Source organism: Streptomyces sp. NPDC059443 (assembly GCF_042750105.1).
Classification (GTDB): domain Bacteria; phylum Actinomycetota; class Actinomycetes; order Streptomycetales; family Streptomycetaceae; genus Streptomyces.
This window is the reverse complement of record NZ_JBHYVM010000013.1, coordinates 11,461-33,213: the sequence shown is the minus strand read 5'-3', so window position 1 is coordinate 33,213 and position 21,753 is coordinate 11,461. Positions and strand designations below refer to the sequence as shown.

Here is a 21,753-nt window from a genome sequence, read left to right as displayed (position 1 = left end):
TGCAATATTCCAGATAGCACTCGCAAACAGATTGTCCGGAATGAATCGAATCCGGCCATTTCTGACGGCCATCGACACGCAAATGGAGTTGATAGGACCATTGGGTAATTTCGGATCTCGCCGCGTGGCTCGAAGCAGCCGGGCGTCCGGCGCCGCCGAGCGGGTCGGCGGGGAGAACCCGGTCCTCTCGCAGGACGCGGGCCCGCACCTTCTCCGGTCAGATCGGCGGCATGGACCTTCCCCAGGACCAAGCGACCCGGGGAAGATCGGCTCCCGGCCGAGGCGGTGCCGCTGGGCGTTCGACGGGGGTGATGTCGACCGCCCGGCATGCGGACTGAACCGGTCGACGGCCGGACGCCCCTCCAGCTCCACAAGACCAGCACCTCTGCTCGGCCGCCGAGGTGCGGACAGTGATCTCAGTGGTCTTGGCGGAAGCGGTGGATGGTGGGGTCATAGGCGGGGGCGGGGAAGCGGGTCGCGGTGATGGTGTCGGGGACGGGGGTGCCAGGTGTGGTGGTGAGGGGGATGGTTCCTGCCCAGGCTTCGATGTGGTCGTCCTTGGGTTCGTCGCGGGCGAAGCCGGCGCGGACCTTGATGGAGAACTCGTTGATGGGCATGGTCATGATGGCCGTGTACTCAGCCTCCTGGACGGAGGGGCGGCGGGCCGCGTTGGCTCCGCTCAGGCGGCCGGGCACGACGCTTTCGACGACGCGGGCGAGGGCCTCAGCGCGCTCGGCGGCGTCTTCGACGGGCGTGGCGGTCCCGAAGACCATGACGGATCGGTATGCCGCGGAGTGGTGGGAGGCGGCCCGTCCGAGGATCACGCCGTCGACGATGGTCGCGGTGACGCAGATCGGAGCTCCGGAGGAGACGGTCTTGACGAACCGTCCGTGGGCCGAGCCGTGCAGGATGAGCTGGTCCCCCTCGCGGGTGTGGAGGGAGGGGATGACGAAGGGGCCGTCCTCGGTGGTGAAGCCGACGTGGACGTGGAGGGCTTCGTCGAGGATCGCGTAGGCATCCTCGCGGTCGTAGGTGACGCGTTCGGGGTAGCGGTGTGCGGTGGTGCGCTCGGTCTGCACGGCCGGTCGATCGTTCACAGGGTGGCTCCGAGAGGGAAGAAAAGTGGTGGGGATTGCGGTGGCCGAGTGCGCTCGCCGTGGTCGCCGCGTCGGTCTCGGGGGTGCTGTGAGACCGACACGGCCGGATGCACTGGCCGCCGCCGTTGAGGAGGGCCACCGAGGTCTGTTCGGCGAGGCGGAACAACAGGGCGACGGGCTCGTAGGTCTTCTCCGGGAAGTCCGGAAGCGGCCGAAGGCAACACTGCTGCCGCCCGGCCCTGCACCTGGCGGCCGACGGCGCGATCGTTCACCCAGGTTCTCCCCACCCGCCGCCACACGGGACGGCGTACCGGGATCATTCTTAATGATCGGATCTTTCGCCACTTTCACGACATACCGGAGTGTCGTCGCCGTGTTCCTCTCGAACAGCAGCCCGGGAGATCAAGTCAGCATGTTGATGCTCTGCGAGCCCTTAGGCCCTTGAGTTACCTCCGCCTGCGGCGGTCACGAGGAGGACCGCCGCGACGCCGCGGAGGCGAAGGGGCTTCAGGACGGGTTCCTGCTTTCCGGTGCGCTGTCCCGGGGCGTCGGGGACGGCGGCGTGGATCCACGCCATCAGGGCGATGGCGACCAGGGTCACCAGGGTCACCAGGGTCACCAGGGTCACCAGGGCGAAGGTGAGCCTCCAGCCGAAGAGTCGTGGGCCATCTCCGGCACCCTCGTACACGCCCCCGTACCCATACCCGTACCCGAGCGCGAACCGAACGGCGAGGCGTGCGGGCCGGCGACGACGCCAGAGGCTCGCAGCCGAGCGGCAAGGCCATGACCGGGCCCGTTGACCGCGCCGATCCGCAGCACGAGGGGCCCGGCGCGCCGAACCCACTGCGAACCATCAGTCTGGCCACCAGCAAGCTCACCGGGAACGCACGCCGCGACCACATCGCCCGCAAGGCCGTGCGCGACGGCCTGACGGTCTTCGCGGTCCGCCCGGCCACCTGCGCGGAGTGCGCCGGGTCGAAATATGATGAGTGCGGGTCTTTCGCGCAGCGGAAGCAGAGGCACATGGACGTACCCCGGAGCGGTCCGTGAACCCGCGTCGGGCTCCCCGGCCGGCCAGCGCCGATCTGCTGAGCATGTTGGGGCGGCTCACCGCCCAGGCGCGGGAAGGCGCGGTGCTCCAGCAGGCGCGGGTGGAGCTGGCCGAGGCCTTGCAGCGGGAGATGCTGCCCGCCTCCTTGCCCGTACTGCCGGGGCTGAGGAGCGCGGCCCGGTACGCGCCTTCCCGGCTGGGCCTGGACATCGGCGGTGACTGGTACGACGGCTTCCAGGTGCCCGAGGGGGCTCTCGCCTTCTCCATCGGCGACGTACAGGGGCACGATGTGGCGGCCACCGCCTTCATGGGGCAGGTCCGGGTCTGCCTTCGCGGTGTGGCCGCCGTCGTCGTCGATCCCGGCGAGGTGCTGAGCAGGGCCAATGACGTACTCCTCTCCATGGACTGCGAGCTGTTCGCGACTTGTACCCTGCTCCGCTTCGATCCGCGTACGGGGGAGCTTGAGACCGCCCGGGCCGGCCACGTTCCCACCGTCTGGGCCACCGTCGACGGCCGGTACGGCATCGCCGAGGACGCCGGCGGCCCGCCTCTGGGCGTGCTCCCCGGGGCGGGCTACCCGGTGACCCGACGCAGGCTGGCGGAGGCGGGCTCCATCGTCCTGCTCACCGACGGGGTGGTCGAAGGGCCTTCGTTCCCGATCGAGGTGGGGCTGGAGCGCGTGGCCCGGATCGTCAGGGAGGCGGCGGGGGGCGATCCCGACGAGCTGGCCGCCGAGGTGATGAAGGTGGCCGATTTCACCGGCCACGCCGACGACGCCGCGGTGCTCGTCCTCAGCCACGACGCGACCGAACCCCGCTGACCCGTCCCCGTCCCCGGCCCCGGCCCCCCGTTACGCGTGTCACGCCCTGCCAGGGCACCCGGACTGTTGTCTGATGCTGTGGTGCGCACCGTGGAAAGGCGACGTCCGGCCGAAGCCCTCCTTCGGATCCTCGGGGTCGGCGTCGCCTACTACGCGACCGGTCGGCTCGGCCTGCTGCGGCAGGTGGCTTTCGAGGGGGCGGTCGTCACGCCCCTGTGGCTGCCCACCGGCATCGCCCTCGCCTGCCTGCTGTGGTTCGGGCCGGGGATCTGGCCGGGCGTCGCCCTGGGGACCTTCCTCGCCATCGAGCGGATCAGTACGTTCCATCTCCCCGACCTCGGAATCGTCGCGGGCAACACCCTCGCCCCGCTGTGCGCCTACGCGCTGCTCCGCCGGGCGGGCTTCCGCCCCGAACTGGACCGGCTGCGGGACGGGCTGGCGCTGGTCTTCCTGGGCGGCCTGGTGCCGATGCTGATCAGCGCCACCGCCGGGACCTGGACGCTGGTGCTCACCGGCAACCTGCCACTGTCGGGATTCTGGCCGGTGTGGTCGGCCTGGTGGGCGGGCGACACGATGGGGGTGCTCCTGGTGACCCCGCTGCTGCTGGTCCTCCGTAGGGCCCAGTTGCCCCGGGACCCCTATCGGGCGGCCGAGGCGGTGGTTCTGATCGTCGTCGCCACCGCCGTCACCCTCGTGGCCACCCGCAGCTCCCTCTCCCTGCTCTTCCTCGTCTTCCCCCTGCTCATCTGGGCCGCGGTGCGCTTCCGGCTCGCGGGCAGCGCACCGTGCGCGCTGCTGGTGTCCGTCCTGGCGATCACGGCGGCGACCGACCGCGCCGGACCGTTCGCCCACCACACCCTCCTTGAGGTCATGGTCAACCTCCAGGCCCTCAACGGAGCGGCCGCCCTGACCGCGCTGCTGCTGGCGGCCCTGGTCACCGAGCAGAACAACGTCCGCCTGAAGATCGAAGAGGTTTGTGAGGACCTGGCCGAGGTGGTGGCCCAGCTCGCCCCGCCGAAGGAGTGACCGAGCGAAGACCTCCACTCGAAAAAGTCCGCAGATCGGCAGCACCCAGGGCGGCTTCGGCGAGACACTGTGTGCGGGCGACACTGAGACTGGGCGGGGTTTGAGATGCGTTGGTGGGTGTTTGCGCTGCTCGGTGGGGGTGGTGGTGCCCTCGTTGAAGTGCTGTCCATCTTCAACTGCATAGCGCTCTGGCAGGGTGCGCGGAAGACTCCGGCCGGCAGGGTGCGAGCTCAACCGCCTGAGCTGCGCCTGTATCTCGATGTTCCCGCTCACGCATGGATGTTCTTGTTCCGAACGCTGCTCGGGTCCGTTGCAGCCTGTGCTTTCGGGGCCAGCGGATCGATCAGCGGAATGGCGCCCGCAGTGGCGCTCGGCTTCTCAGCCCCTTCGCTCCTCGCTCAGTTGGGGAGCATCCCGAGGCTCGCCCAGGCACTCACCGACACAACCGGCGAAGGGGCGCGCCGGGCGTCCAGATCGGACACCCTGCGATCCAACGCGAGGCATCAACCACTGATCACCTCGATCGTGTCGCAGGCCGCGGAGGAACAGGAGGAGACCGGTGAGCGATAGGCCGCTGATTCGCCGTGTCTTTTCCGGCCTTCTCAACTCATCCCAGACGACCGCTCCCTTGCCCACGTCGACTTCGGCCGACCTCACGCTGACTCGACGTGTCGTGGCCGGGCTTCTCGGTGTGACGCTTTCCGGACCGGGCCCGTCAGAGGACCCGACTTCGGCTCCGGCTCCGGCCCCGGTGCCCGCCCCTGCGCCTCAGCAGGTGCTCGTGGGGATCGGAGCCCCGGTTCTGTTGGACGAGGAGGAGACCGCCGAGAACGGGCGCAGTGGTTCGGTCGGTTCGGTCGGTTCGGTCACGCCCGGCGTTTCGCAGCCCAAGCCGCGCTGGTACCTGCTCGTCGCCCTCCTGGTGGACGCCATTGGCCTGGGTCCGGCGATGTGGGGAATCCTCACAGCACGCCAGCCGGAGCCGTTGGCCGCCGCGGTCGCTGCGGGAGTGGTGTGGATGCTCGTAAGAGCCTGCCGCCAGCGATACGGCGCACGCAGTCTCGGCGAGTCCGGAGAGGCACTTGCCGTACCACGCGACTGGATGATCGCAGTCGGCATCCTCGCCGTCGCCCGTGCGCTGACCGGGGAGCGATCGGATCCGCTCCTTGCGTTGGCGTCACTCGTCCCCGGCATGGTCTGCACCATGATCACCGCGAGGATGACGTACCGGCACCTGCGGACCACGCGAAGGAGCCTCGGGGGATCGCAGCGCGCCCTCGTGGTGGGCGAGCCTTCTCTGGTCGACTACATGGTCAGCTGCCTGTCGAGAGACCCTGCGTGCAGGTACACGGTGGTCGGAGCTGTTCCGATCGGTGAAGCGCCGGTGGACAGCGACACGCCGGTGCTGGCACGCCTGCCTTCAGAGCGGTCCTCCGCGCAGAACGACGTGCCAAGGGTTCTCATCGCGGCGGCTTCCGAGCGAGTCGATCTCGTACTCGTCGCCCCGGGTGCGCAACTGCTCGGGGACCGCCTTGACCGATTCGTGTGGGGACTCCAGGACGCAGCCATGCCCGTGGCCGCACTCGCGGGTCCGGCGGATGTGCTGCTCCGACGATTCGACCTGCAGCGTGAAGCGGGCATCAACCTCATGCATGCGAAGGCGCCCATGAGGGGGGTGCAGGCGATGGTCAAGGCAGCCCTGGATCGGTGCCTCGCGGCGGCCGGACTGTTGCTACTCGCTCCCTTGCTGCTGGCGTTGGCGGCGCTGGTCGCGAGCACAAGTCCTGGACCCGTGCTGTTCAGACAACGCCGGGTGGGCCTCGGCGGCAAGTCTTTCACCATGTTCAAGTTCCGCACCATGGTGCACGGCGCCGAGGCGCTCCAGCGCGCGCTCGCCGATTTCAACGTCCACCCTGACGGCGTGCTGTTCAAGATGCGCCGGGACCCCCGGATTACTCGGGCCGGCGGTTTCTTGCGTCGCTACTCCTTGGATGATCTGCCACAACTCGTCAATGTGCTGCGTGGGGACATGTCCCTCGTCGGCCCTCGCCCTCTTCTACCGCAAGAGATTTCGACGCTCAACCACCTGGAAGAAGCTTGGTCCGCCCGCAGGCTTCTGATCAGGCCGGGCATGACAGGTCTGACGCGTGCCAATGGTGACTCCGACCTGTCCTGGGAAGCCGCGGTGAAACTCGACATGCAGTACATCGAGACCTGGTCGCTCGGCCTGGACCTCGGCATTCTGGCTCGGGCGATGACCGTGATCGTTCGCGGCCGGGGATACTGACGCCGGATCCAACTGCCGAGCCGTGACGAGCTGCGGGTCATTAGCTGCGTCACCGAACAGTAGGTCGCCGCTTCGGCGGTGCTGGTGGATCGCTCGAAGTCGCGCACGCGGCGGCGGCTTCGCACGTGCTGGTCAGCGGGGCTGGCGTGATGGGCTGCCGACGTACTCGTGCTGGTGGGGGGAGGCGACCGGATTCCGCTCGGCCCCTGTCCGTGTGGCTCCTATGCTCCCGCAGAACATGCCCGGGGTGGCACCCGAGGCTGTCGGACCGGGCTTGTCGGTCCGACAGCAGCCGATGTCAGGCCAGTGCGGCTCCGCCGTCGAGGGTGAGCACCGTGCCGGTCGCGTAGCCGTTGCTCAGGAGGTAGAGGTAGGCCGCAGCAGCCTCCTCGGGGCTGCCGACGCGCTGCACGGGAAGGACGCTGCCTTGCGCTTGGAGGAAGGCCTCCGGCTCGGGCACGGTGCTGTCCCAAAGCTCGGTGCGGATCGCGCCGAGGCGGACCGCGTTGACCCGCAGCGGGGCGAGTTCCAGGGCTAGGGCTCGCGTCAGACCCTCGACGGCTGCTGTGATGCTTGCGCCGAGCGAGGCTCCGGGGGCGGGCCGGGTGGCGAAGGCGCCGGAGGTGAAGGTGATCGAGCCGCCGGGACGGAGCTTCGGCGTCGCGTACTTCGCGGCGAGCAGGGCTCCCCAGAAGCGGCGCTCGAAGAACGCTCGGGACTCCTCGGCGGTGAGGTCGGCGAGCGGCTTCAGCAGCAGGGACTCGCCCGCCGTGTAGACGAGGTGGTCGAACTCGCCGATCCGGTCGAAGAAGGCGGCGAGCGCGGCCTCGTCGGCAACGTCCAGCAGGATGCCTTCGGCCGGGCCACCGAGCTTCTTGACCGCCAGGTCGACCCGGCCCTGACTGCTGGAGGCGACGACCACGTTCGAGCCCTGAGTCGCTGCGGCCTGCGCAACGGCGAAGCCGATGCCGGAGGTACCACCGATGACGACGACACGCTGGGTGTCTGCTGTGTTGTTCATAGCGAAGACGCTAGGCGTCACGACCGAGACAATGAATGACCTGAAGTCTTGGTTCTTTGTCTGATCGTCTCGATTTCAGCACGCTATGGTGAGTTCATGGACATACTCAGCGACACGCTTGCGGCCCTGCGCACCGGGCGTCCGTCTGTTGTCCGTACTGACGCGCAGGCGCCGTGGGGTGTGCGCTTCCAGCCCATCGCGGGAGCCGGATTTCACGTCGTCGTCGAAGGACACTGCTTTCTCCTGCCGGTCGGCGGCGATCCGATAGCCCTGGGCCCCGGCGACGTGGTGTTCCTGCGGCGCGGCACCGATCACGCCATCTGTGACGCGGTCACCAGCGAGCAGGTCGCCTTCGAACCCGACCGCGTCGACACCTCCTCGCCGATCGGGCGTTTCACCGTCGGGGGCGACGGCGCTCGCGGCGTGCTGGTGTGCGGGGCCTACCACCTCGACGTCGACCGGCCGCATCCGCTGCTCGGCGACCTCCCGGAGGTCATCCACCTCCCGGCCAGCCCCGGTCGCCATCCGGCGCTACGCTCGGCGGTCGACCAGCTCTGCGCCGAGATCCACCAGCCTCAGCCGGGTTCGGACTCCGTGGTCACGACGCTCGTCGATCTGCTGCTTCTCTATATTCTGCGGTCCTGGTACGCCGAGTTGCCCAGGGAGCGGACGCAGGGCTGGGCCTCGGCGCTGAACGACCCGTTGATCGCCCCGGCGCTGAAAGCCATCCACGACGACCCGGCGCATCCTTGGACCGTCGAATCGCTGGGGAGCCGGGCCGGGTTGTCGCGCGCCGCGTTCGCCCGGCGGTTCACCACGGTGGTCGGCGAGCCGCCGCTCAGCTACCTGACGACGTGGCGGATGGCCATTGCGGCGCGGATGCTGCGCGAGACGGTCGACTCGCTGAGCGCCGTGGCCGAGAACGCCGGCTACACCTCGGAATTCGCGTTCGCGAAGGCCTTCAAGCGGCACTTCGGCGCCCCGCCTGGGGCATACCGGCGGGAGCGGCGGACGGCGTCGGCTTCGCTGTCAGTGCCGGTTTGATTCTCTTGGGCGGGACCATCTGGGTTCTTGATCGTTCGTCAGCCTGTCGCCAGCGGGCGACTTCGAGGTTGTCGACGCCGATGAAGCCGAGGTCGGCGAGCGCGTCGAGGCCTGCTGTATCGAGGTGCCCGACGACTTTGTCGCGGCGGGCAGCGGCAGCGGTCGCGTCGTAGGTGCGGCCGGGGTGGGCGGCGGAGATCCAAAGCAGCTTGCCTCGCTCATCGGTCAGCGCGAGGAAGCGCAGGCCGTGGCGGTGGGGCTTGCCGGAGTAGCTGGGGCGGTTCGCCTTCCCGGCGCAGCGCTCGATGGGGGTCAGGGTGGGGGTCAGGGTGTCGTCGATGGGGACGAACTCCCCGCCCCGCGCGGTTATCTGGCGAAGCACCGGGTCCGGGGCGTGGGGCCCGTGCGGCGAGCAGGTCGAGCGTCCCGTCGCGCCAGCCCCGCAGGGTGGACTCGGGACCCCCGTTGCCGTGGGCCAGGTCCAGCAGACGCTGATCGTGTCACAGCATCGCCAGCACGAGCACGGTGATACGTCCCGGCGACAGTGGCCGAAGGGGGAAGCGAATCGCCTTCAGGTGCGATCCGCAGCAGGTCGGCGATGTTGGTGGCGTGCTCGTGGACAGATTCAGGTAGCACTCGCAGACAAAGGAAAAACGCCCTCGGCGAGCTCGTTGCATCTCATCCCACTAATCTCAACGATCTGCGGGGGCCTGAAGTTACATCCCGTGGTCCGCGACATGGCCGGTCACAGACGTGTGGTGAACCTGCCATCGGGCGGTCTGCGTAGCCATTCCCACCCGGCGGGCTTGGACAGCTTCCCTTCCCCCTGATGGTCCGGCGGCAGCGCGTCCTGGGCCATGCCTCGCCCGCAATGGTGGACCAGTAGCACCACCCGGCCCGCTACCTGCAACTCAGCCGGCGTGGCATCCGCCGCAGCCGCGGCGAACTGCTCGGCCATCCGCGCGATCGCCCTCTCGGCGACCGCGAGTTCCCCTCGCCCCGGTCCGCACCTCATCAAGCGGCTTGACCAGCTGTTTCCCCAATTCGCCCAGCAGCGACACAACCCTCGCCGCACTGGGAAGGGAATGGGCCCGGTAGCGGGGAGGCCGTTCCAGGCTGGACGCGCGGCGCGGGGTGGTCCTAGCGCCACCCCCATTACGGGTGACAGCAGGATCGCCCCAGCCGCCCCCCGCGAGGGAGGATCAGAGCGAAGATCAAGAACATCCAACGGGGAGCACACGACATGCACTTGTTCAGGAAGCCGGCACGATGGGCCGCGGCCACGGCCGCCGCGTGCGGGATCCTCGCCGCGGCGGCCTTGCCTGCAGGCGCGGCGAGCGCCGCCACACCGGCAGGCGCACCTCCCGTACCGGACCGCTACCGCAGTCAACAGCTCGACTGGCAGCGGTGTACGGGTACCGCGGCGCTGGAGTGCGCCGCGATGTCGGTCCCGCGCGATTGGTACCACCCGAATAAGGGAGCGAGCCTCACCGTTGAGGTGTCCCGGCACCGGGCCACGGACCCCGCAGCACGGCGCGGCGTCCTGATGATGGCGGCCGGCGGCCCCGGCGCCTCGGGCCTGCCCCGGCCCGCGCGGCTGGCCACCTACTCGCCCAAGCTGGCGGCGGCGTACGACATCGTGAGCTTCGACCAGCGCGGCGTAGGCGCCAGTACGAACGTGGTCTGCGCGGACCAGGACAAGGTCGACGCCCTGTTCGGCAGCGGCGATCTGCGCGACCGGTCCGACTGGGCGGTCCGTCAGACCATGGAGCGCACACGGGACTTCGTACAGGACTGCAAGCGCAACTCGGGCGATCTGCTGCCGTACATCACCACCGACCAGGCTGTGCACGACATGGACCTGTACCGCTCGCTGCTCGGAACGGAGAAGGTCTCCTACTACGGCCCGTCGTACGCCTCCTTCCTCGGCGCCTACTACGCGACCGAGTTCCCGAGCCGGGTCGACCGGGTCGTCCTCGACAGCAATGTGGACTTCACCGGCAGCTGGCAGTCCTTCCTGACCGGGCAGCCGTTGAGCTTCCAGCGCCGATTCGAGCAGGACTTCCTGCCGTGGCTCGCGAAGAACGACGCCACCTACCACCAGGGCAGCACCCCCGAGGAGGCCAAGGCCAGCTACGAGCGGCTGCGCGGCCAGCTGCACGACCACCCGTTGAACCTCGACGGGACCGTCATCACGCCCAACCACCTCGACGCCGCCGCGACCAGCATGATCTACAGCGGGAAGAGCTTCCCCGACCTCGCGATGGCCCTGGGCGTCCTGGAACACCCGGACAGCGCGCCGCCGGCCGCCCGTCAGGCCATCGCGCAGAACCTCAAACACCCGCTGAGTGCCGGGTTCGCAGCCGACTTCTTCTCCGTCACCTGCTCGGACACGCCATGGACCCGCGACACCGGGTACTGGGTGAGGAAGAGCGCCACGGACACCCGTACGAACCCCATGGCCGGAGCGCGGGAGCTGACCTTCGCATCGGTCTGCGCGCAGTGGCCGAAGTCCAAGGCCCCGCACATCAACGTCACCGGTGAGGGGCTGTCGCCCGTACTGATGCTCAACTCGACGCACGACCCGGCGACGCACTACGAGGGTGCGGTGCGAGCCCACCAGGGGCTCAAGGGGTCGCGCCTGATCACCGTCCACGGCGGTGACCACGGCCAGTACCAGGCGGGCAACGCATGCGTGGACGCCTATGTGGACGGCTTCCTCGTCGACGGCCGGATACCGGCCGCGGACGCCGAGTGCGAGGGGAACCCACTGCCGGACCCGGCGGCGCCGCGGAGCTGACTGGTCAGACACCTCATGCCGTTTGGTATCAAGCGGCATGGAGGTTGACCACCGAACCGAGCAGCGGGGTGGCTTTGCTCAGGCGTCGTCGAAGGTCACGTGAACCAGGTGCAAACGCTCAAGCGAGCCGTGTATGGCCGACCCTCGTTCGAACGCCTCCGGACTCGCGTCCTCACCCAGCCATGACCTTCACGGTCAGTGGGCTGCACCCCAGCCTCGGCGGTCGGGACAGCCGATGCAGACTTGGGCCATGGAACATTCGCAGCAACACATGTACGACTTGGTCGATGCGCTCGTCCGGGCCGGCAGCAGCTTCCGTCCGCGTCCGCCTGGCTACGGCGAGGATCCGTTTTGGCTGACCAAGGGCGAACCGCATTGCTATGTGGAGACACCGATCGACTTCGCGGTGGCCAGGGCCGTACCGGGTCAGCCTGCGGATCTCGCCTTCGTGGAGGACAACGACGGGATCTTCTGCAAACTGTGCTGGACAGCGATCACAGGTACGGCTTATCGCCCCGAGACGGTGTGGGACCGGACACGGTGAGTTCAGGGGCCTGACAGCATGCATGCGCAGCGTCACGGGCTCGCGGCCAGAGCCCTCAACATGCTCAGTCACGTACGCGGTTACGTGCTCACCCTCACCGATCTTCAGGCGGGCCAGGTGACCTGATGAGCCCGCGGGGAGAGTGGCGGGGTGGCCGAGGGCGCACGTCTGGTGGCCGCCGACCGGCGCGCGACGATCGCCGCGATGGTCTCCAAAGTCGGCAAGGCCCGGCCCGAGGCGGATCGACCGTGGCGAGGTGGCTTCGGATGGCTTCGACGGGGCGCAGCGCGCGGGTGGTCGCCACCCACCCGCTGAGGGCGACGAGCAGGGCGGCCAGCGGCACCGCGGCGGAGAGGGAAGGAATGAGCGCGTCGGCGGCTCGGGCCGCTCCCGCGCGGGTGACGGCGACGTAGACGGTGTAGCAGCCGGCGGGAGCCGCCGAAGGACTGGGGGCGCCGCCGACGCCGTTTCGGCGCGAGTCCGTGCGTCCGTGCGTCCGTGCGTCCACGCTGCCTCGAAGATCTCGCCTCCGAAACAGAAAGGCCTGCCGCCGCATGCGCATTTCCTTCCTGCTCCACAACGCCTACGGCAGGTCGACGTTCAACCTCGCCGGCACCCTCGCGGAACACCACGAGGTGGAGATCATCTCGGTGCTTCGCCATCGCGCCGCGCCGACCATGGGCGCACCCGCGAAGGTCCGCCTGACTCCCTTGGTCGACCTGCGCACGGGGTCCCCGGACTACGAAGGTGCCGATGCCCGCCACGCCCGGCCCGCCAGGGTCTTGCCCCGCGCGGACGGCCGGCACAAGCAGTACAGCCACCTCACCGACGAACGCATCGGCCGGTACCTCTCGGAGCTGGACGCCCACGTGTGGGCAACGCCGACCCGCTCGAACCGGAATGGGCCAAGGGCTCCATCGCCGGCTCGACCTCCGACCAGGAGTCGTTCGGCATGACCATCGTCGAGGCGATGCGCTGCGGCCTCCCCGTCGTCTCCACGGACTGCCCCGTCGGACCGCGCGAGATCATCGACGACACAGTCGACGGTCGCCTCGTCAGGCCCGGTGACACCGAGGGCGTCGCCGCCACCCGGCTCGACCTGGTGTGCGACGACGAACCGCGGCGCCGCCTGATCCGTTATCGCCGAGAGACTGGGCCTACGGGCTCGCCACCGTCACAGACGTAAGGCGTTCTCCTCTGCGACCTGACCAGGCCGTGCCCTGCAGAGGGGGCGTAGTGTCCGCGCGCGAATCAAGTCGAACCGTGTCTCGACCCGCGATGGCCACCCGGCCCTTGCCCGCCTGACGGAGCGGCCCGACCGGGGACAGTTCCAGGCCCTGCGTCCGGACGTGGATCGCCCCGTCCGGGGCTCCCCCACGGCTGCCGCTTCACGGTCCAGGCCGCCGCCGGCCTCTTCCACCGCCCCCGGCAGGCTCGGCCGCCTCCAGCGGCAGCACGGTTCCTACAGCCAGCGGCGCACCGTGCGGGTCAGGACCGGGGGAAGGAGGTCCCTGGCCAGGCGGCGGACCAGCGGGCTCCGCAGGGGCGGGGTGCGCCGAGACGGTACTGCCGCGGTGCCAGGAACCGGCTCCGGGGCCCGGCCGGGGCCGGAGGCGGCGGCCGTCTCGTAGCGGGAGCGGGGGTGCGGCGGGGGGACCGCCTTCCGGCCGGTGATCCGGATCAGGGGTGCGCCGGCCACCTCCTCCACCCCGTGCCACAGATCCTCGCGGCCGGCCAGGAACACGGCCAGTTCCGTGCGCAGCGGTTCGGGGTCGTCCCACGTCGCGTACATCTTGTGCTGGGTGATGCACAGGACGTGCAACCGCCGCGCGTCCACGGCTCCCCAGACGGCCGCCGCGACGCCCGGGCAGTGCTCGGCCCTGAAGTCGTCGAAGACGACGACCGCTCCTGGGGCGGCCAGCAGCCGCGAGGTCTCCACGTCCGCGCGCACGTGCGCGTACAGGTGCGAGGCGTCCACGTGAACGAAGCGACAGGAGTCGGGCCGGACGCGGTCGGGGAGGACCGCCGTCACCGCCTGCACCACCGTCGGCAACTCCTCGTGGAACGCTCGGTAGTTGGCCTCGAACGCCCGGCGCGTCAGGGTCGCGTACGAGCGCCGCATTTCGCCGTCGTTGCTGTCGTCCTCGGCCGGGGAATCGAAGAGGTCGCAGACCGTGAACTCCTCTCCCTCCTTCAGGTATCCGCCGAGGAAGATGGCGCTCTTGCCCAGGTATGCGCCGAGTTCCAGGAGGTCCCCGCCACGCGACGGGTCTGCGTTCTGGCGGCTCAGGAACCAGTCGAAGAGGATCTGGTCGGCCGGCCAGAACCATCCCTTCACGTCATCCAAACGCGCGGGCGCGGGGAGGTTCAGGGGTTCTGCGGGCTGTGCAAGCGGTGCGGTCATGGAGTGGACATCCCCGGGAGCGAGGTGGATCGGTCGGTCCGGCGAGAATGCGGGTTCCAGGTGACGGCCCGGCGAACGGCCGCGGGCCGTGCAGCGGCACGCGGACGCACGCTGTCGGTACACCACACGGCCCCGGGCAACCCGCGCGGGACGACCGTGTCGATGCCTGGCCTTGTTTGCGAGTCGCGGGCTCAAAGACGAATTCCGTGAGGACGATCAACGGGTTCGGTCTCGCCCGGACCGAAACCGACTCCCGGCGGGTCGCACACACGCACAGACGCACATCGTGACCTGCGGAGATGCCGCTCGTTCGGACGTGTCGCCCGATTCTTTCCGGCTGGCCATAAGGGGTATCGTCGTCCGGTCACGGACGGCAATCGGACCGTCTGTTCAACCCAGGGGAACCACCATGACTGATCTGAACTCGCTGCGGGCAAGCCTTGCGTCAGGTGAGCACGAGTTCGCCGACACCTTGGCCTTCGTCGCCGCGCATTACGAGTATCAGCCGCAAGCGTTCCGCAACGGGGACCTGGAAAATGCCGCAGGTGAGAACGAAGGTTCCTGCAAGACCCTGGGACTGGCCCTGCTGGAAGGGCTGAGCGACCAAGAGGCGCTGTTGGCATTCGGTGAGCACTATCGCAGTGTGCTGGCGACGCCGAACGACACTGATCACGGCAACATTCGCAACCTCATGGCCCATGGCCTGGGAGGGCTGAGCTTCGCCGGGCAACCGTTGGCCCGCAAGAGCTGAGCGGGCTCGGGCTGTGACGGTGTGCGATTCCAGGACATCCGGACGTGGGTGCCGACTCGACCGCTTCGCGGACAGCGAACCGTCCAGTGAACTGCTTGTCGTAGGGCCGGTAGCCGGGGAACCCGTTGAGCAGCAGGGTGGTGCGGCCGCTCTCCCTGGTGAGTGCCGGCACAGATCCATGTGCCGGCACTCACGCATGTCCTCTTCCTCGGTCTCGGCGCAGCTCAACGCCGTGGACGGGGTCCGCGCAGCGGATCCCGCCGCCGGGTTGCCGCTCCATCACCGGGCCGGGGCAAGGGTCAGTCAGCGGTCGAGGTCGATCGTGAAGCGCCTGATGCCCGTGCCGATCGTGTCGGCGTGGACCGAGCCGCGAGCCCGGTCGTACTTCCCGGTGCCGCCGGTGATGGCGTTGTCGAACGAAGGGGGAGGGCCCGGGTTGAGGATGCCGAAGTACATCCCCTGCACGGTGAGCTGGCCGTCCGGGAGGGTGTAGGTCACGACGCACTCCTCCGCTCCCCCGTTCTCGACCCGGGTGGTGGTGCAGGTGCCGTCGGTCTCTCCGACCTCTTTGTTGTTCTTGTCGAAGAGGATCGAGCGGAAGACGGTCCGATCGCCCTGGGCGGGGGCGCCGCCGGGATTGACGGGGAAACGCGTCTGTTGCGCGAGCCGGCCGGTGAGCGTGATGACCCGGTCCTTGCCCTTGTCGTGGACGGAACCGGTGTCCGTCGCGGCGGCCGCGACAGAGGCGCAGGCGAGAAGGGCGGCCAGCGCAGTGGCCGTGCCGAGACAGGCTGCTCTGATGGGGCGCATCATGTGGCTCCCGAGGATTGATGCTCATGGATGGTCAGATGACGAAATCGTCATCTGCATTCCTTCATAACCTCGGCTCTGTCACCGCCCGGAGCGTCCCGGCACGACCCACCGGCAGATCCGACCGATCAGACTAATCACACCAATCCCGGACGTGAGACGGACCGCCCCCGTTGAGCGGCGCGGGCGTGTCGAACGTTCAGGTCGCGCCGTGGAAGACGTACGCCGCCATCGGGGCGGCCAACGTCATGTGGCCGATGGCCCCGCAGGTGCGGTCGTAGCGCAGTCGGCGCGGCCGCCCGGCCTTCGTGATCATGGCCGGATCCTCGCGGGTTCCGCCGGGGGTCCCCGGAACGCATCGCCGAAGGTCCCTCGGCGGGCGCCGCCCTGGGCTTACGATCTCGGCGGACGGTCCCGTTCCGTGATCGCCGCTCGCCCCGCACTCGTGGAGGTCAACCGTGTCCCGGACGGCCAGAGGAAGCCGCAGTCGCCGCAACAGCCTCCGTATCCGCGTCGCGGCCTCAGCCGCCGCGGCGGGTGCGTTCCTCATCACGGGATGCTCCTCGGGTGGCAACGGCCCGGGTGAGGCGGCCGGCGGAGTGCACGTCGTCGAGAAGGGCAAACTGACGACCTGCACCCACCTGCCGTACCCGCCGTTCCAGTTCGAGAAGGACGGCAAGGTCGTCGGTTTCGACGTGGCCCTGGTCGACCTGGTGGCGAGCCGGCTCAAGGTCGAGCAGAAGATCCTCGACACGCCCTTCGAGAACTTCAAGACCGGAGCCTTCCTGAACTCCGGCGAGTGCGACCTCGCGGCAGCCGGCATGACGATCACCGACGAGCGGAAGAAGAACGTCGACTTCTCCGTGCCCTACTTCGACGCGACCCAGGCGCTGCTCGTGACCAAGAAGAGCGGCGTCACCTCGCTGGCCGATCTCAAGGCGAAGTCGAAGAAGCTGGGCGCGCAGGCCGAGACCACCGGCGAGAGCTACGCCAAGGGCCAGGGATTCGACCCCGTCGCCTTCGAGAGCTCGGACGCGGTGATCAACGGACTGCGCACCGATCAGGTCGACGCCGTCGTCATCGACTACCCGGTCGTCCAGGGCTGGCTCAAGGACCCGAAGAACGCGGCCGAGTTCACCCTCGCGCAGAACATCGACACCGGCGAGCAGTACGGCTTCTCCGTGAAGAAGGGCAACACCGCCCTCGTGTCAACGATCAACAAGGCGATCACGGACGCCAAGGCCGACGGCACCTACAAGAAGATCTACGAGCAGTGGATCGGCCCGCTGCCCCAGGCCGCGCGGTGACCTCTCGGCTGACCCGCCGTCAGCGCCGCCGCGTCTCGCAGGGCGTGCAGTACGCGCTCTTCGGCGCCGTGCTGGTGCTGATCGGCGTGAACGCCGACTGGGGCCGGCTGCAGAACCAGTTCGCCCAGACGGACCTGGCGCTGCGGCTCTTCCCGAAGATCATCACCACGGCCCTGCGCAACACGGTGGTCTACACGCTGTCGGGGTTCCTCCTCGGCCTGGTCCTCGGCCTGGTCATCGCCATGATGCGGCTGTCCTCGGTGGCCCCCTACCGATGGGTCGCCGGCGTCTACATCGAACTGTTCCGAGGCCTCCCGGCCCTGCTGATCTTCATTTTCGTCGGCGTGGCGGTGCCGCTGGCGTTCCCCGGTACCGCGATCCCCGGCGGCACGTACGGCAAGGTCGCACTCGGCCTCGGCCTGGTGGCCGCCGCCTACATGGCGGAAACGATTCGGGCCGGCATCCAGGCGGTCCCCAAGGGACAGCTGGAGGCGGCCCGCTCGCTGGGCTTCTCGCACGCCCGCGCCATGGTCTCGATCGTCATTCCACAGGCCTTCCGCATCGTCATCCCGCCGCTCACCAACGAACTGGTCCTGCTGTTCAAGGACTCCTCGCTCGTACTGTTCCTGGGTGTGACGCTGCAGGAGCGGGAGCTGACGAAGTTCGGACGGGACCTCGCCAGCCAGACCGCCAATTCCACCCCGATCCTGGTCGCGGGCCTGTGCTACCTCCTGGTGACCGTGCCGCTGAGCTTCGTGGTGCGCCGGCTGGAAGCCCGCGCGGCCAAGGCCACGTGAGGACGAGATGCCCCAGGAGATGGAAGCGGTGGACGCGATGGCCACGGACGGCCCGGAGATCGAGATCCGCGGACTGCACAAGTCCTTCGGCGACAACCACGTCCTGCGCGGCATCGACTTGGAGATCGCGCGGGGCGAAGTGGTGTGTGTCATCGGGCCGTCCGGCTCGGGCAAATCTACGCTGCTGCGCTGTGTGAACCTACTGGAGGAGCCCAGCGAGGGCCGGATCTTCGTCGGAGGCACGGAGGTCACCGACCTGGACGTGGACATCGACGCCGTACGCCGCCGCATCGGCATGGTCTTCCAGCAGTTCAACCTCTTCCCGCACGTGAATGTCACGGAGAACCTCACCCTGCCCCAGCGCCGGGTCCTGGGCCGGGACAAGACCAGGGCCGCGGCCGTGGCCCGCGAGAACCTCGCACGCGTCGGCCTCTCCGACAAGGCCGAGGCCTTTCCCGCCCAGCTGTCCGGCGGCCAGCAGCAGCGGGTGGCGATCGCCAGGGCCCTGTCGATGGGACCGGAGGTGATGCTCTTCGACGAGCCGACCTCGGCGCTCGACCCCGAACTCGTCGGCGAGGTCCTGGCGGTGATGCGGGTCCTGGCGGGCGAGGGGATGACGATGATGGTCGTCACGCACGAGATGAGCTTCGCCCGCGAGGTCGCGGACCGGGTCGTGCTCATGGACGGCGGTGTGATCGTCGAGCAGGGTCCGGCGGCGCAGGTGGTCGGGGATCCCCGGCATGAGCGGACCAGGAGCTTCCTCGACCGCATCCTGGACCCGGCGGCGGCCGAGCCTCCCCGGGCCGAGGGCGGGGGCCCGCGGCCGGGCGAGGACGCCTGAATGCTGTCGGACCCAGGCGCGGCCCCGCTCCGCACGCCAGGACACCGGACGGCAAACCCCGGCCCACCTGCGGCGCCGCCGTGCCCATGGGGCAGGATGGCAGCCCGTTCCGGATGCGCACGCATGTCCGAACGCGGCTTCCCGCACGACGAACTGACAGGTGACAAGGTGACCACACACCTCATACGGCGGGCGGCAGCTCCCGCCGCCGCTTCCCCGGTCCGGCGAGGGGCGGAGGTCGTCCGTTGAACCGGGACCTCGTCCTGCACGACTGGCTGGTCGCCGGCATCGCGCTCGCCGCGGGCGCCCTGGCCGGTCTGCTCCTGCGCGCCCTCGTACGGTGGCTGGGCAAGCACGCCCTGCGGACGCGCTGGAGCGGGGACGACATCATCGTCGACGCGCTGCGCACCTTCGCGCCAGGGGCGGCCGTCATCGGGGGCGCCGCCGTGGCCGCCTCGACCCTGCCCCTCAGTACGCGGCTCTCCGGCTGGGTGACCCAGTCGCTGACCGCCCTGCTGATCCTCATGGCCACGCTCGGTGCGGCCCGGGTCGCCGCAGGTCTCGTACAGTCCGTGGCCCAGTCCCGGACCGGAGTGGCCGGATCGGCCACCATCTTCGTCAACATCACGCGGGTCGTGGTGCTCGCGATGGGCCTGCTCGTCGCACTCGAATCCGTGGGCGTGTCCATCGCGCCCCTGCTGACTGCCCTCGGGGTGGGCGGTCTGGCCGTCGCGCTGGCTCTGCAGGACACCCTCGCCAACCTTTTCGCCGGCGTCCACATCCTCGCCTCGAAGACGGTGCAGCCCGGTGACTACATCCGCCTCACGAGCGGCGAGGAGGGCTACGTCGTCGACATCAACTGGCGCAACACCGTGGTCCGCAACTTGTCGAACAACCTCGTGATCATCCCCAACGGGCGGCTCGCGCGCACGAACATGACCAACTTCACCCAGCCCGAGCAGCAGTTGTCGATCCTCGTCCAGGTGGGAGTGGGCTACGAAAGCGATCTGGAGCACGTCGAGCGGGTGACCCTCGACGTGGTCGACGGGGTGATGGCCGACATCAACGGCGCGGTCCCCGACCACGAAGGGGCCGTACGCTTCCACACGTTCGCGGACTCCAGGATCGACTTCACGGTGATCCTGGGCGTCGGCGAGTTCAGCGACCAGTACCGGATCAAACACGAGTTCATCAAGCGGCTGCACCGACGGTTCCGGGAAGAGGGCATCTCGATCCCCGCTCCCACGCGGACGATCGCGCTCCACCAGGAGGACCCCCGGCCCGCACCGCCGGCGACGTTCCCGCACCAGCGCGAGGCTCCGGTCTCGGCACTGGCGGACAACGGGCGGTAACGGCGACCACCGTCCTTCGATGTGGGCCTGCTTCATTGCCGGGATGGGACGACGATGAGCAATTCCGGTGCTTCTCATGGGGGTTCCTCCGTCGTCCGTTCACCTGGCGGCGAAGTCCGCGTCGCTTCGGAGGATGAGGTTTAAGGCCATGGACCTTCCCGATTTCGGTATCCCCCAGAAGCTCGCCTCCCGGATGAGCTTGGCCGAACAGCACGACTACCTGCGCTCGAAGTTCACCCGGCGCGGCGCGTTGCGCGCGGGTGCGGTGACCGCGGCCGTCGCAGGCGCAGGCCTGAGCGTCGGTGCGGCATCGCCCGCGTACGCGGCTCCGGCCGTGCTCACCTCCAGCGAGCGGCGCGGTGTCGACGGTTCGCTGGCCGCACCGTTCGCGCGGCACTTGCAGTACGGCGCCGACCCGAAGACGCAGATGCGGGTGTCCTGGCAGGTGCCGTTCGCAGTGAAGAACCCGTACCTGCGCGTGGGCACCAGCCCCTGGGCCCTGAGCGTGAAGATCGGGGCCGAGGTGCGGCACTTGAGCACCCCGGTTCTGAACGGCGGCAAGATCGCCGCGGCGGAGCAGTTCTACCTGCACGTGGGCCTGGACCGGCTGAGGGCCGGTCAGACCTACTACTACGGGGTCGGACACGACGGCTTCGACCCCGCGGACCACCGCAACCTGGGCACGCTCGGCACCTTCACCACCGCCCCCTCGCGCGCTCAGAACTTCACCTTCACCGCCTTCGGGGACCAGGGCGTGAGCTACCACGCACTCGGCAACGACGCGGTGCTGCTGGCCCAGAACCCGGCCTTCCACCTGCACGCGGGTGACATCTGCTACGCCGACTCCTCCGGCGCGGGCACCGCCGGCGACACGTACGACGCGCGGGCCTGGGACCTGTTCCTGGCGCAGACGGAGACGGTGGCCAAGACCGTGCCGTGGATGGTGACGACCGGCAACCACGACATGGAGGCCTGGTACTCGCCCCAGGGTTACGGCGGCCAGAACGCCCGCTGGTCCCTGCCCGACAACGGTCCGGACCCGGTCAACCAGCCCGGCGTGTACTCGTTCGTGCACGGCAACGTCGGGGTCGTCGCGCTCGACGCCAACGACGTCTCGTACGAGATACCCGCCAACTTCGGGATCAGCGCCGGAAAGCAGACCGCGTGGCTGGACCGCCGGCTGGGCGAGCTGCGCCACAACCGCGACGTGGACTTCATCGTGGTGTTCTTCCACCACTGCGCGTTCTCCACCACCAGCGCGCACGCCTCGGAGGGCGGGGTGCGCGACGTCTGGGTGCCACTGTTCGAGAAGCATCAGGTTGACCTGGTCATCAACGGACACAACCACGTGTACGAACGGACCGACGCGATCAAGGGCAACAAGGTCGGCCGGAAGGTCCCGATCGGCGAGCGCACCGACCCCACGCAGGACGGCATCGTGTACGTGACGGCCGGAGCGGCGGGGCGTTCGCTGTACAGCTTCCCGGTGCCGGACTCGTACGAGGACCACGTCGCGGACCGCGACAGCGTCGACACCTACCGGTGGGTCAAGGGCGGCACGAAGGCGTCCGAGACGGTGGAATGGTCGCGGGTGCGGTACACCAACTACTCCTTCCTCGCGGTGGAGGTCGAGGCGGGCCGCAACCCGAAGCTGAAGGTCAGCGCGCTGGCCGAGACGGGCCGGCGGATCGACCACTTCGAGATCCAGCGGGGACACGGGCGCTAGACCCTTCGTGCCCCGGGTGGGGGGGGGCCGGCGGGGCCCCCCCACACCCGCAGACGGCAGCACCCCGGGGGGAGC

General features: G+C 69.1%; 19 protein-coding genes and 1 pseudogene. 14 read left to right on the top strand and 6 right to left on the bottom strand.

Translation table 11 applies throughout. The annotated features are described in order from the left end of the window. Positions 1-416 precede the first annotated feature (416 nt). On the bottom strand, positions 417-1,097 hold the full coding sequence (locus tag ACFXDJ_RS15045; RefSeq protein ID WP_384652713.1) for a pyridoxamine 5'-phosphate oxidase family protein: 681 nt from the start codon (positions 1,095-1,097) through the stop codon (positions 417-419). Between the two features lie 433 nt (positions 1,098-1,530). After that, complete coding sequence (locus ACFXDJ_RS15040; protein ID WP_384652711.1) at positions 1,531-1,725, bottom strand: hypothetical protein; 195 nt, start codon at positions 1,723-1,725, stop codon at positions 1,531-1,533. 155 nt (positions 1,726-1,880) lie between these two features. On the opposite strand from ACFXDJ_RS15040, the gene ACFXDJ_RS15035 reads away from it, so the two are divergent. The 4 genes from ACFXDJ_RS15035 (at position 1,881) to ACFXDJ_RS15020 (ending at position 6,281) form a co-directional block, all read left to right on the top strand. Further along, positions 1,881-2,147 carry a hypothetical protein gene (locus ACFXDJ_RS15035; protein WP_384652709.1) on the top strand — a complete coding sequence of 89 codons (267 nt, stop codon included), beginning with the start codon at positions 1,881-1,883 and terminating at the stop codon, positions 2,145-2,147. After that, positions 2,144-2,968, top strand: a complete 825-nt coding sequence (locus ACFXDJ_RS15030; RefSeq protein ID WP_384652707.1) for a PP2C family protein-serine/threonine phosphatase — start codon at positions 2,144-2,146, stop codon at positions 2,966-2,968. The genes ACFXDJ_RS15035 and ACFXDJ_RS15030 overlap by 4 nt, the downstream gene beginning before the upstream one ends. 78 nt (positions 2,969-3,046) lie before the next feature. Beyond that, positions 3,047-3,994, top strand: a complete 948-nt coding sequence (locus ACFXDJ_RS15025; protein ID WP_384652705.1) for an MASE1 domain-containing protein — start codon at positions 3,047-3,049, stop codon at positions 3,992-3,994. Between the two features lie 805 nt (positions 3,995-4,799). Next, positions 4,800-6,281, top strand: a complete 1,482-nt coding sequence (locus ACFXDJ_RS15020; RefSeq protein ID WP_384652703.1) for an exopolysaccharide biosynthesis polyprenyl glycosylphosphotransferase — start codon at positions 4,800-4,802, stop codon at positions 6,279-6,281. A gap of 298 nt (positions 6,282-6,579) precedes the next feature. On the opposite strand, the gene ACFXDJ_RS15015 is transcribed toward ACFXDJ_RS15020, so the two are convergent. Next, positions 6,580-7,302 (bottom strand): SDR family oxidoreductase, encoded by a 723-nt coding sequence (locus ACFXDJ_RS15015; RefSeq protein WP_384652701.1) that lies wholly within the window; start codon positions 7,300-7,302, stop codon positions 6,580-6,582. Between the two features lie 96 nt (positions 7,303-7,398). Here ACFXDJ_RS15015 and ACFXDJ_RS15010 point away from each other — a divergent pair, with 96 nt between their 5' ends. Beyond that, on the top strand, positions 7,399-8,346 hold the full coding sequence (locus ACFXDJ_RS15010) for an AraC family transcriptional regulator (protein WP_384652699.1): 948 nt from the start codon (positions 7,399-7,401) through the stop codon (positions 8,344-8,346). Here ACFXDJ_RS15010 and ACFXDJ_RS15005 read toward each other — a convergent pair. After that, the gene (locus ACFXDJ_RS15005; protein ID WP_384652697.1) at positions 8,264-8,728 is read right to left on the bottom strand and encodes a transposase family protein; all 465 of its coding nucleotides are present in this window, start codon (positions 8,726-8,728) and stop codon (positions 8,264-8,266) included. The two genes, ACFXDJ_RS15010 and ACFXDJ_RS15005, sit on opposite strands and share 83 nt — an antisense overlap. An 861-nt stretch (positions 8,729-9,589) precedes the next feature. On the opposite strand from ACFXDJ_RS15005, the gene ACFXDJ_RS15000 reads away from it, so the two are divergent. The 3 genes and pseudogenes from ACFXDJ_RS15000 to ACFXDJ_RS14990 all read left to right on the top strand — a co-directional run. After that, a complete protein-coding gene (locus ACFXDJ_RS15000) occupies positions 9,590-11,146 on the top strand; it encodes an alpha/beta hydrolase (protein ID WP_384652695.1) in 1,557 nt (518 codons plus the stop codon). Positions 11,147-11,396: 250 nt separating this feature from the next. Continuing rightward, positions 11,397-11,690, top strand: coding sequence for a hypothetical protein (locus tag ACFXDJ_RS14995; RefSeq protein ID WP_384652693.1), 294 nt, complete (start codon positions 11,397-11,399; stop codon positions 11,688-11,690). 554 nt (positions 11,691-12,244) lie between these two features. After that, positions 12,245-12,822, top strand: a pseudogene (locus tag ACFXDJ_RS14990) (glycosyltransferase); the annotation flags it as partial. A gap of 330 nt (positions 12,823-13,152) precedes the next feature. On the opposite strand, the gene ACFXDJ_RS14985 reads toward ACFXDJ_RS14990, so the two are convergent. After that, positions 13,153-14,094, bottom strand: a complete 942-nt coding sequence (locus ACFXDJ_RS14985) for a class I SAM-dependent methyltransferase (RefSeq protein WP_384652690.1) — start codon at positions 14,092-14,094, stop codon at positions 13,153-13,155. A gap of 409 nt (positions 14,095-14,503) precedes the next feature. Between ACFXDJ_RS14985 and ACFXDJ_RS14980 the strand changes: the two genes are divergently transcribed. Then, positions 14,504-14,845 carry a HopJ type III effector protein gene (locus tag ACFXDJ_RS14980; protein ID WP_384652688.1) on the top strand — a complete coding sequence of 114 codons (342 nt, stop codon included), beginning with the start codon at positions 14,504-14,506 and terminating at the stop codon, positions 14,843-14,845. 303 nt (positions 14,846-15,148) lie between these two features. On the opposite strand, the gene ACFXDJ_RS14975 is transcribed toward ACFXDJ_RS14980, so the two are convergent. Beyond that, entirely contained in the window at positions 15,149-15,655 is a 507-nt protein-coding gene (locus tag ACFXDJ_RS14975; RefSeq protein WP_384849154.1) for a hypothetical protein, read from the bottom strand. A 458-nt stretch (positions 15,656-16,113) separates the two neighbouring features. Between ACFXDJ_RS14975 and ACFXDJ_RS14970 the strand changes: the two genes are divergently transcribed. The 5 genes from ACFXDJ_RS14970 to ACFXDJ_RS14950 all read left to right on the top strand — a co-directional run bounded on the left by ACFXDJ_RS14970 (position 16,114) and on the right by ACFXDJ_RS14950 (position 21,678). Beyond that, positions 16,114-16,962, top strand: coding sequence for an ABC transporter substrate-binding protein (locus tag ACFXDJ_RS14970; RefSeq protein ID WP_384652683.1), 849 nt, complete (start codon positions 16,114-16,116; stop codon positions 16,960-16,962). After that, positions 16,959-17,759, top strand: a complete 801-nt coding sequence (locus tag ACFXDJ_RS14965; protein WP_384652681.1) for an amino acid ABC transporter permease — start codon at positions 16,959-16,961, stop codon at positions 17,757-17,759. The genes ACFXDJ_RS14970 and ACFXDJ_RS14965 overlap by 4 nt, the downstream gene beginning before the upstream one ends. A gap of 7 nt (positions 17,760-17,766) precedes the next feature. Continuing rightward, positions 17,767-18,600 (top strand): amino acid ABC transporter ATP-binding protein, encoded by an 834-nt coding sequence (locus tag ACFXDJ_RS14960; RefSeq protein ID WP_384652679.1) that lies wholly within the window; start codon positions 17,767-17,769, stop codon positions 18,598-18,600. A gap of 245 nt (positions 18,601-18,845) precedes the next feature. Beyond that, a complete protein-coding gene (locus ACFXDJ_RS14955; protein WP_384652677.1) occupies positions 18,846-19,952 on the top strand; it encodes a mechanosensitive ion channel family protein in 1,107 nt (368 codons plus the stop codon). A 148-nt stretch (positions 19,953-20,100) separates the two neighbouring features. Further along, positions 20,101-21,678 carry a purple acid phosphatase family protein gene (locus ACFXDJ_RS14950; protein ID WP_384652675.1) on the top strand — a complete coding sequence of 526 codons (1,578 nt, stop codon included), beginning with the start codon at positions 20,101-20,103 and terminating at the stop codon, positions 21,676-21,678. Positions 21,679-21,753 lie beyond the last annotated feature (75 nt).

Coding starts and splice junctions, on each gene's coding strand:
- ACFXDJ_RS15035 (WP_384652709.1), top strand. CDS start 1,881: ATGACCGGGCCCGTTGACCGCGCCGATCCGCAGCACGAGGGGCCCGGC.
- ACFXDJ_RS15015 (WP_384652701.1), bottom strand. CDS start 7,302: ATGAACAACACAGCAGACACCCAGCGTGTCGTCGTCATCGGTGGTACC.
- ACFXDJ_RS15010 (WP_384652699.1), top strand. CDS start 7,399: ATGGACATACTCAGCGACACGCTTGCGGCCCTGCGCACCGGGCGTCCG.
- ACFXDJ_RS15000 (WP_384652695.1), top strand. CDS start 9,590: ATGCACTTGTTCAGGAAGCCGGCACGATGGGCCGCGGCCACGGCCGCC.
- ACFXDJ_RS14995 (WP_384652693.1), top strand. CDS start 11,397: ATGGAACATTCGCAGCAACACATGTACGACTTGGTCGATGCGCTCGTC.
- ACFXDJ_RS14985 (WP_384652690.1), bottom strand. CDS start 14,094: ATGACCGCACCGCTTGCACAGCCCGCAGAACCCCTGAACCTCCCCGCG.
- ACFXDJ_RS14980 (WP_384652688.1), top strand. CDS start 14,504: ATGACTGATCTGAACTCGCTGCGGGCAAGCCTTGCGTCAGGTGAGCAC.
- ACFXDJ_RS14975 (WP_384849154.1), bottom strand. CDS start 15,655: ATGCGCCCCATCAGAGCAGCCTGTCTCGGCACGGCCACTGCGCTGGCC.
- ACFXDJ_RS14960 (WP_384652679.1), top strand. CDS start 17,767: ATGCCCCAGGAGATGGAAGCGGTGGACGCGATGGCCACGGACGGCCCG.
- ACFXDJ_RS14950 (WP_384652675.1), top strand. CDS start 20,101: ATGGACCTTCCCGATTTCGGTATCCCCCAGAAGCTCGCCTCCCGGATG.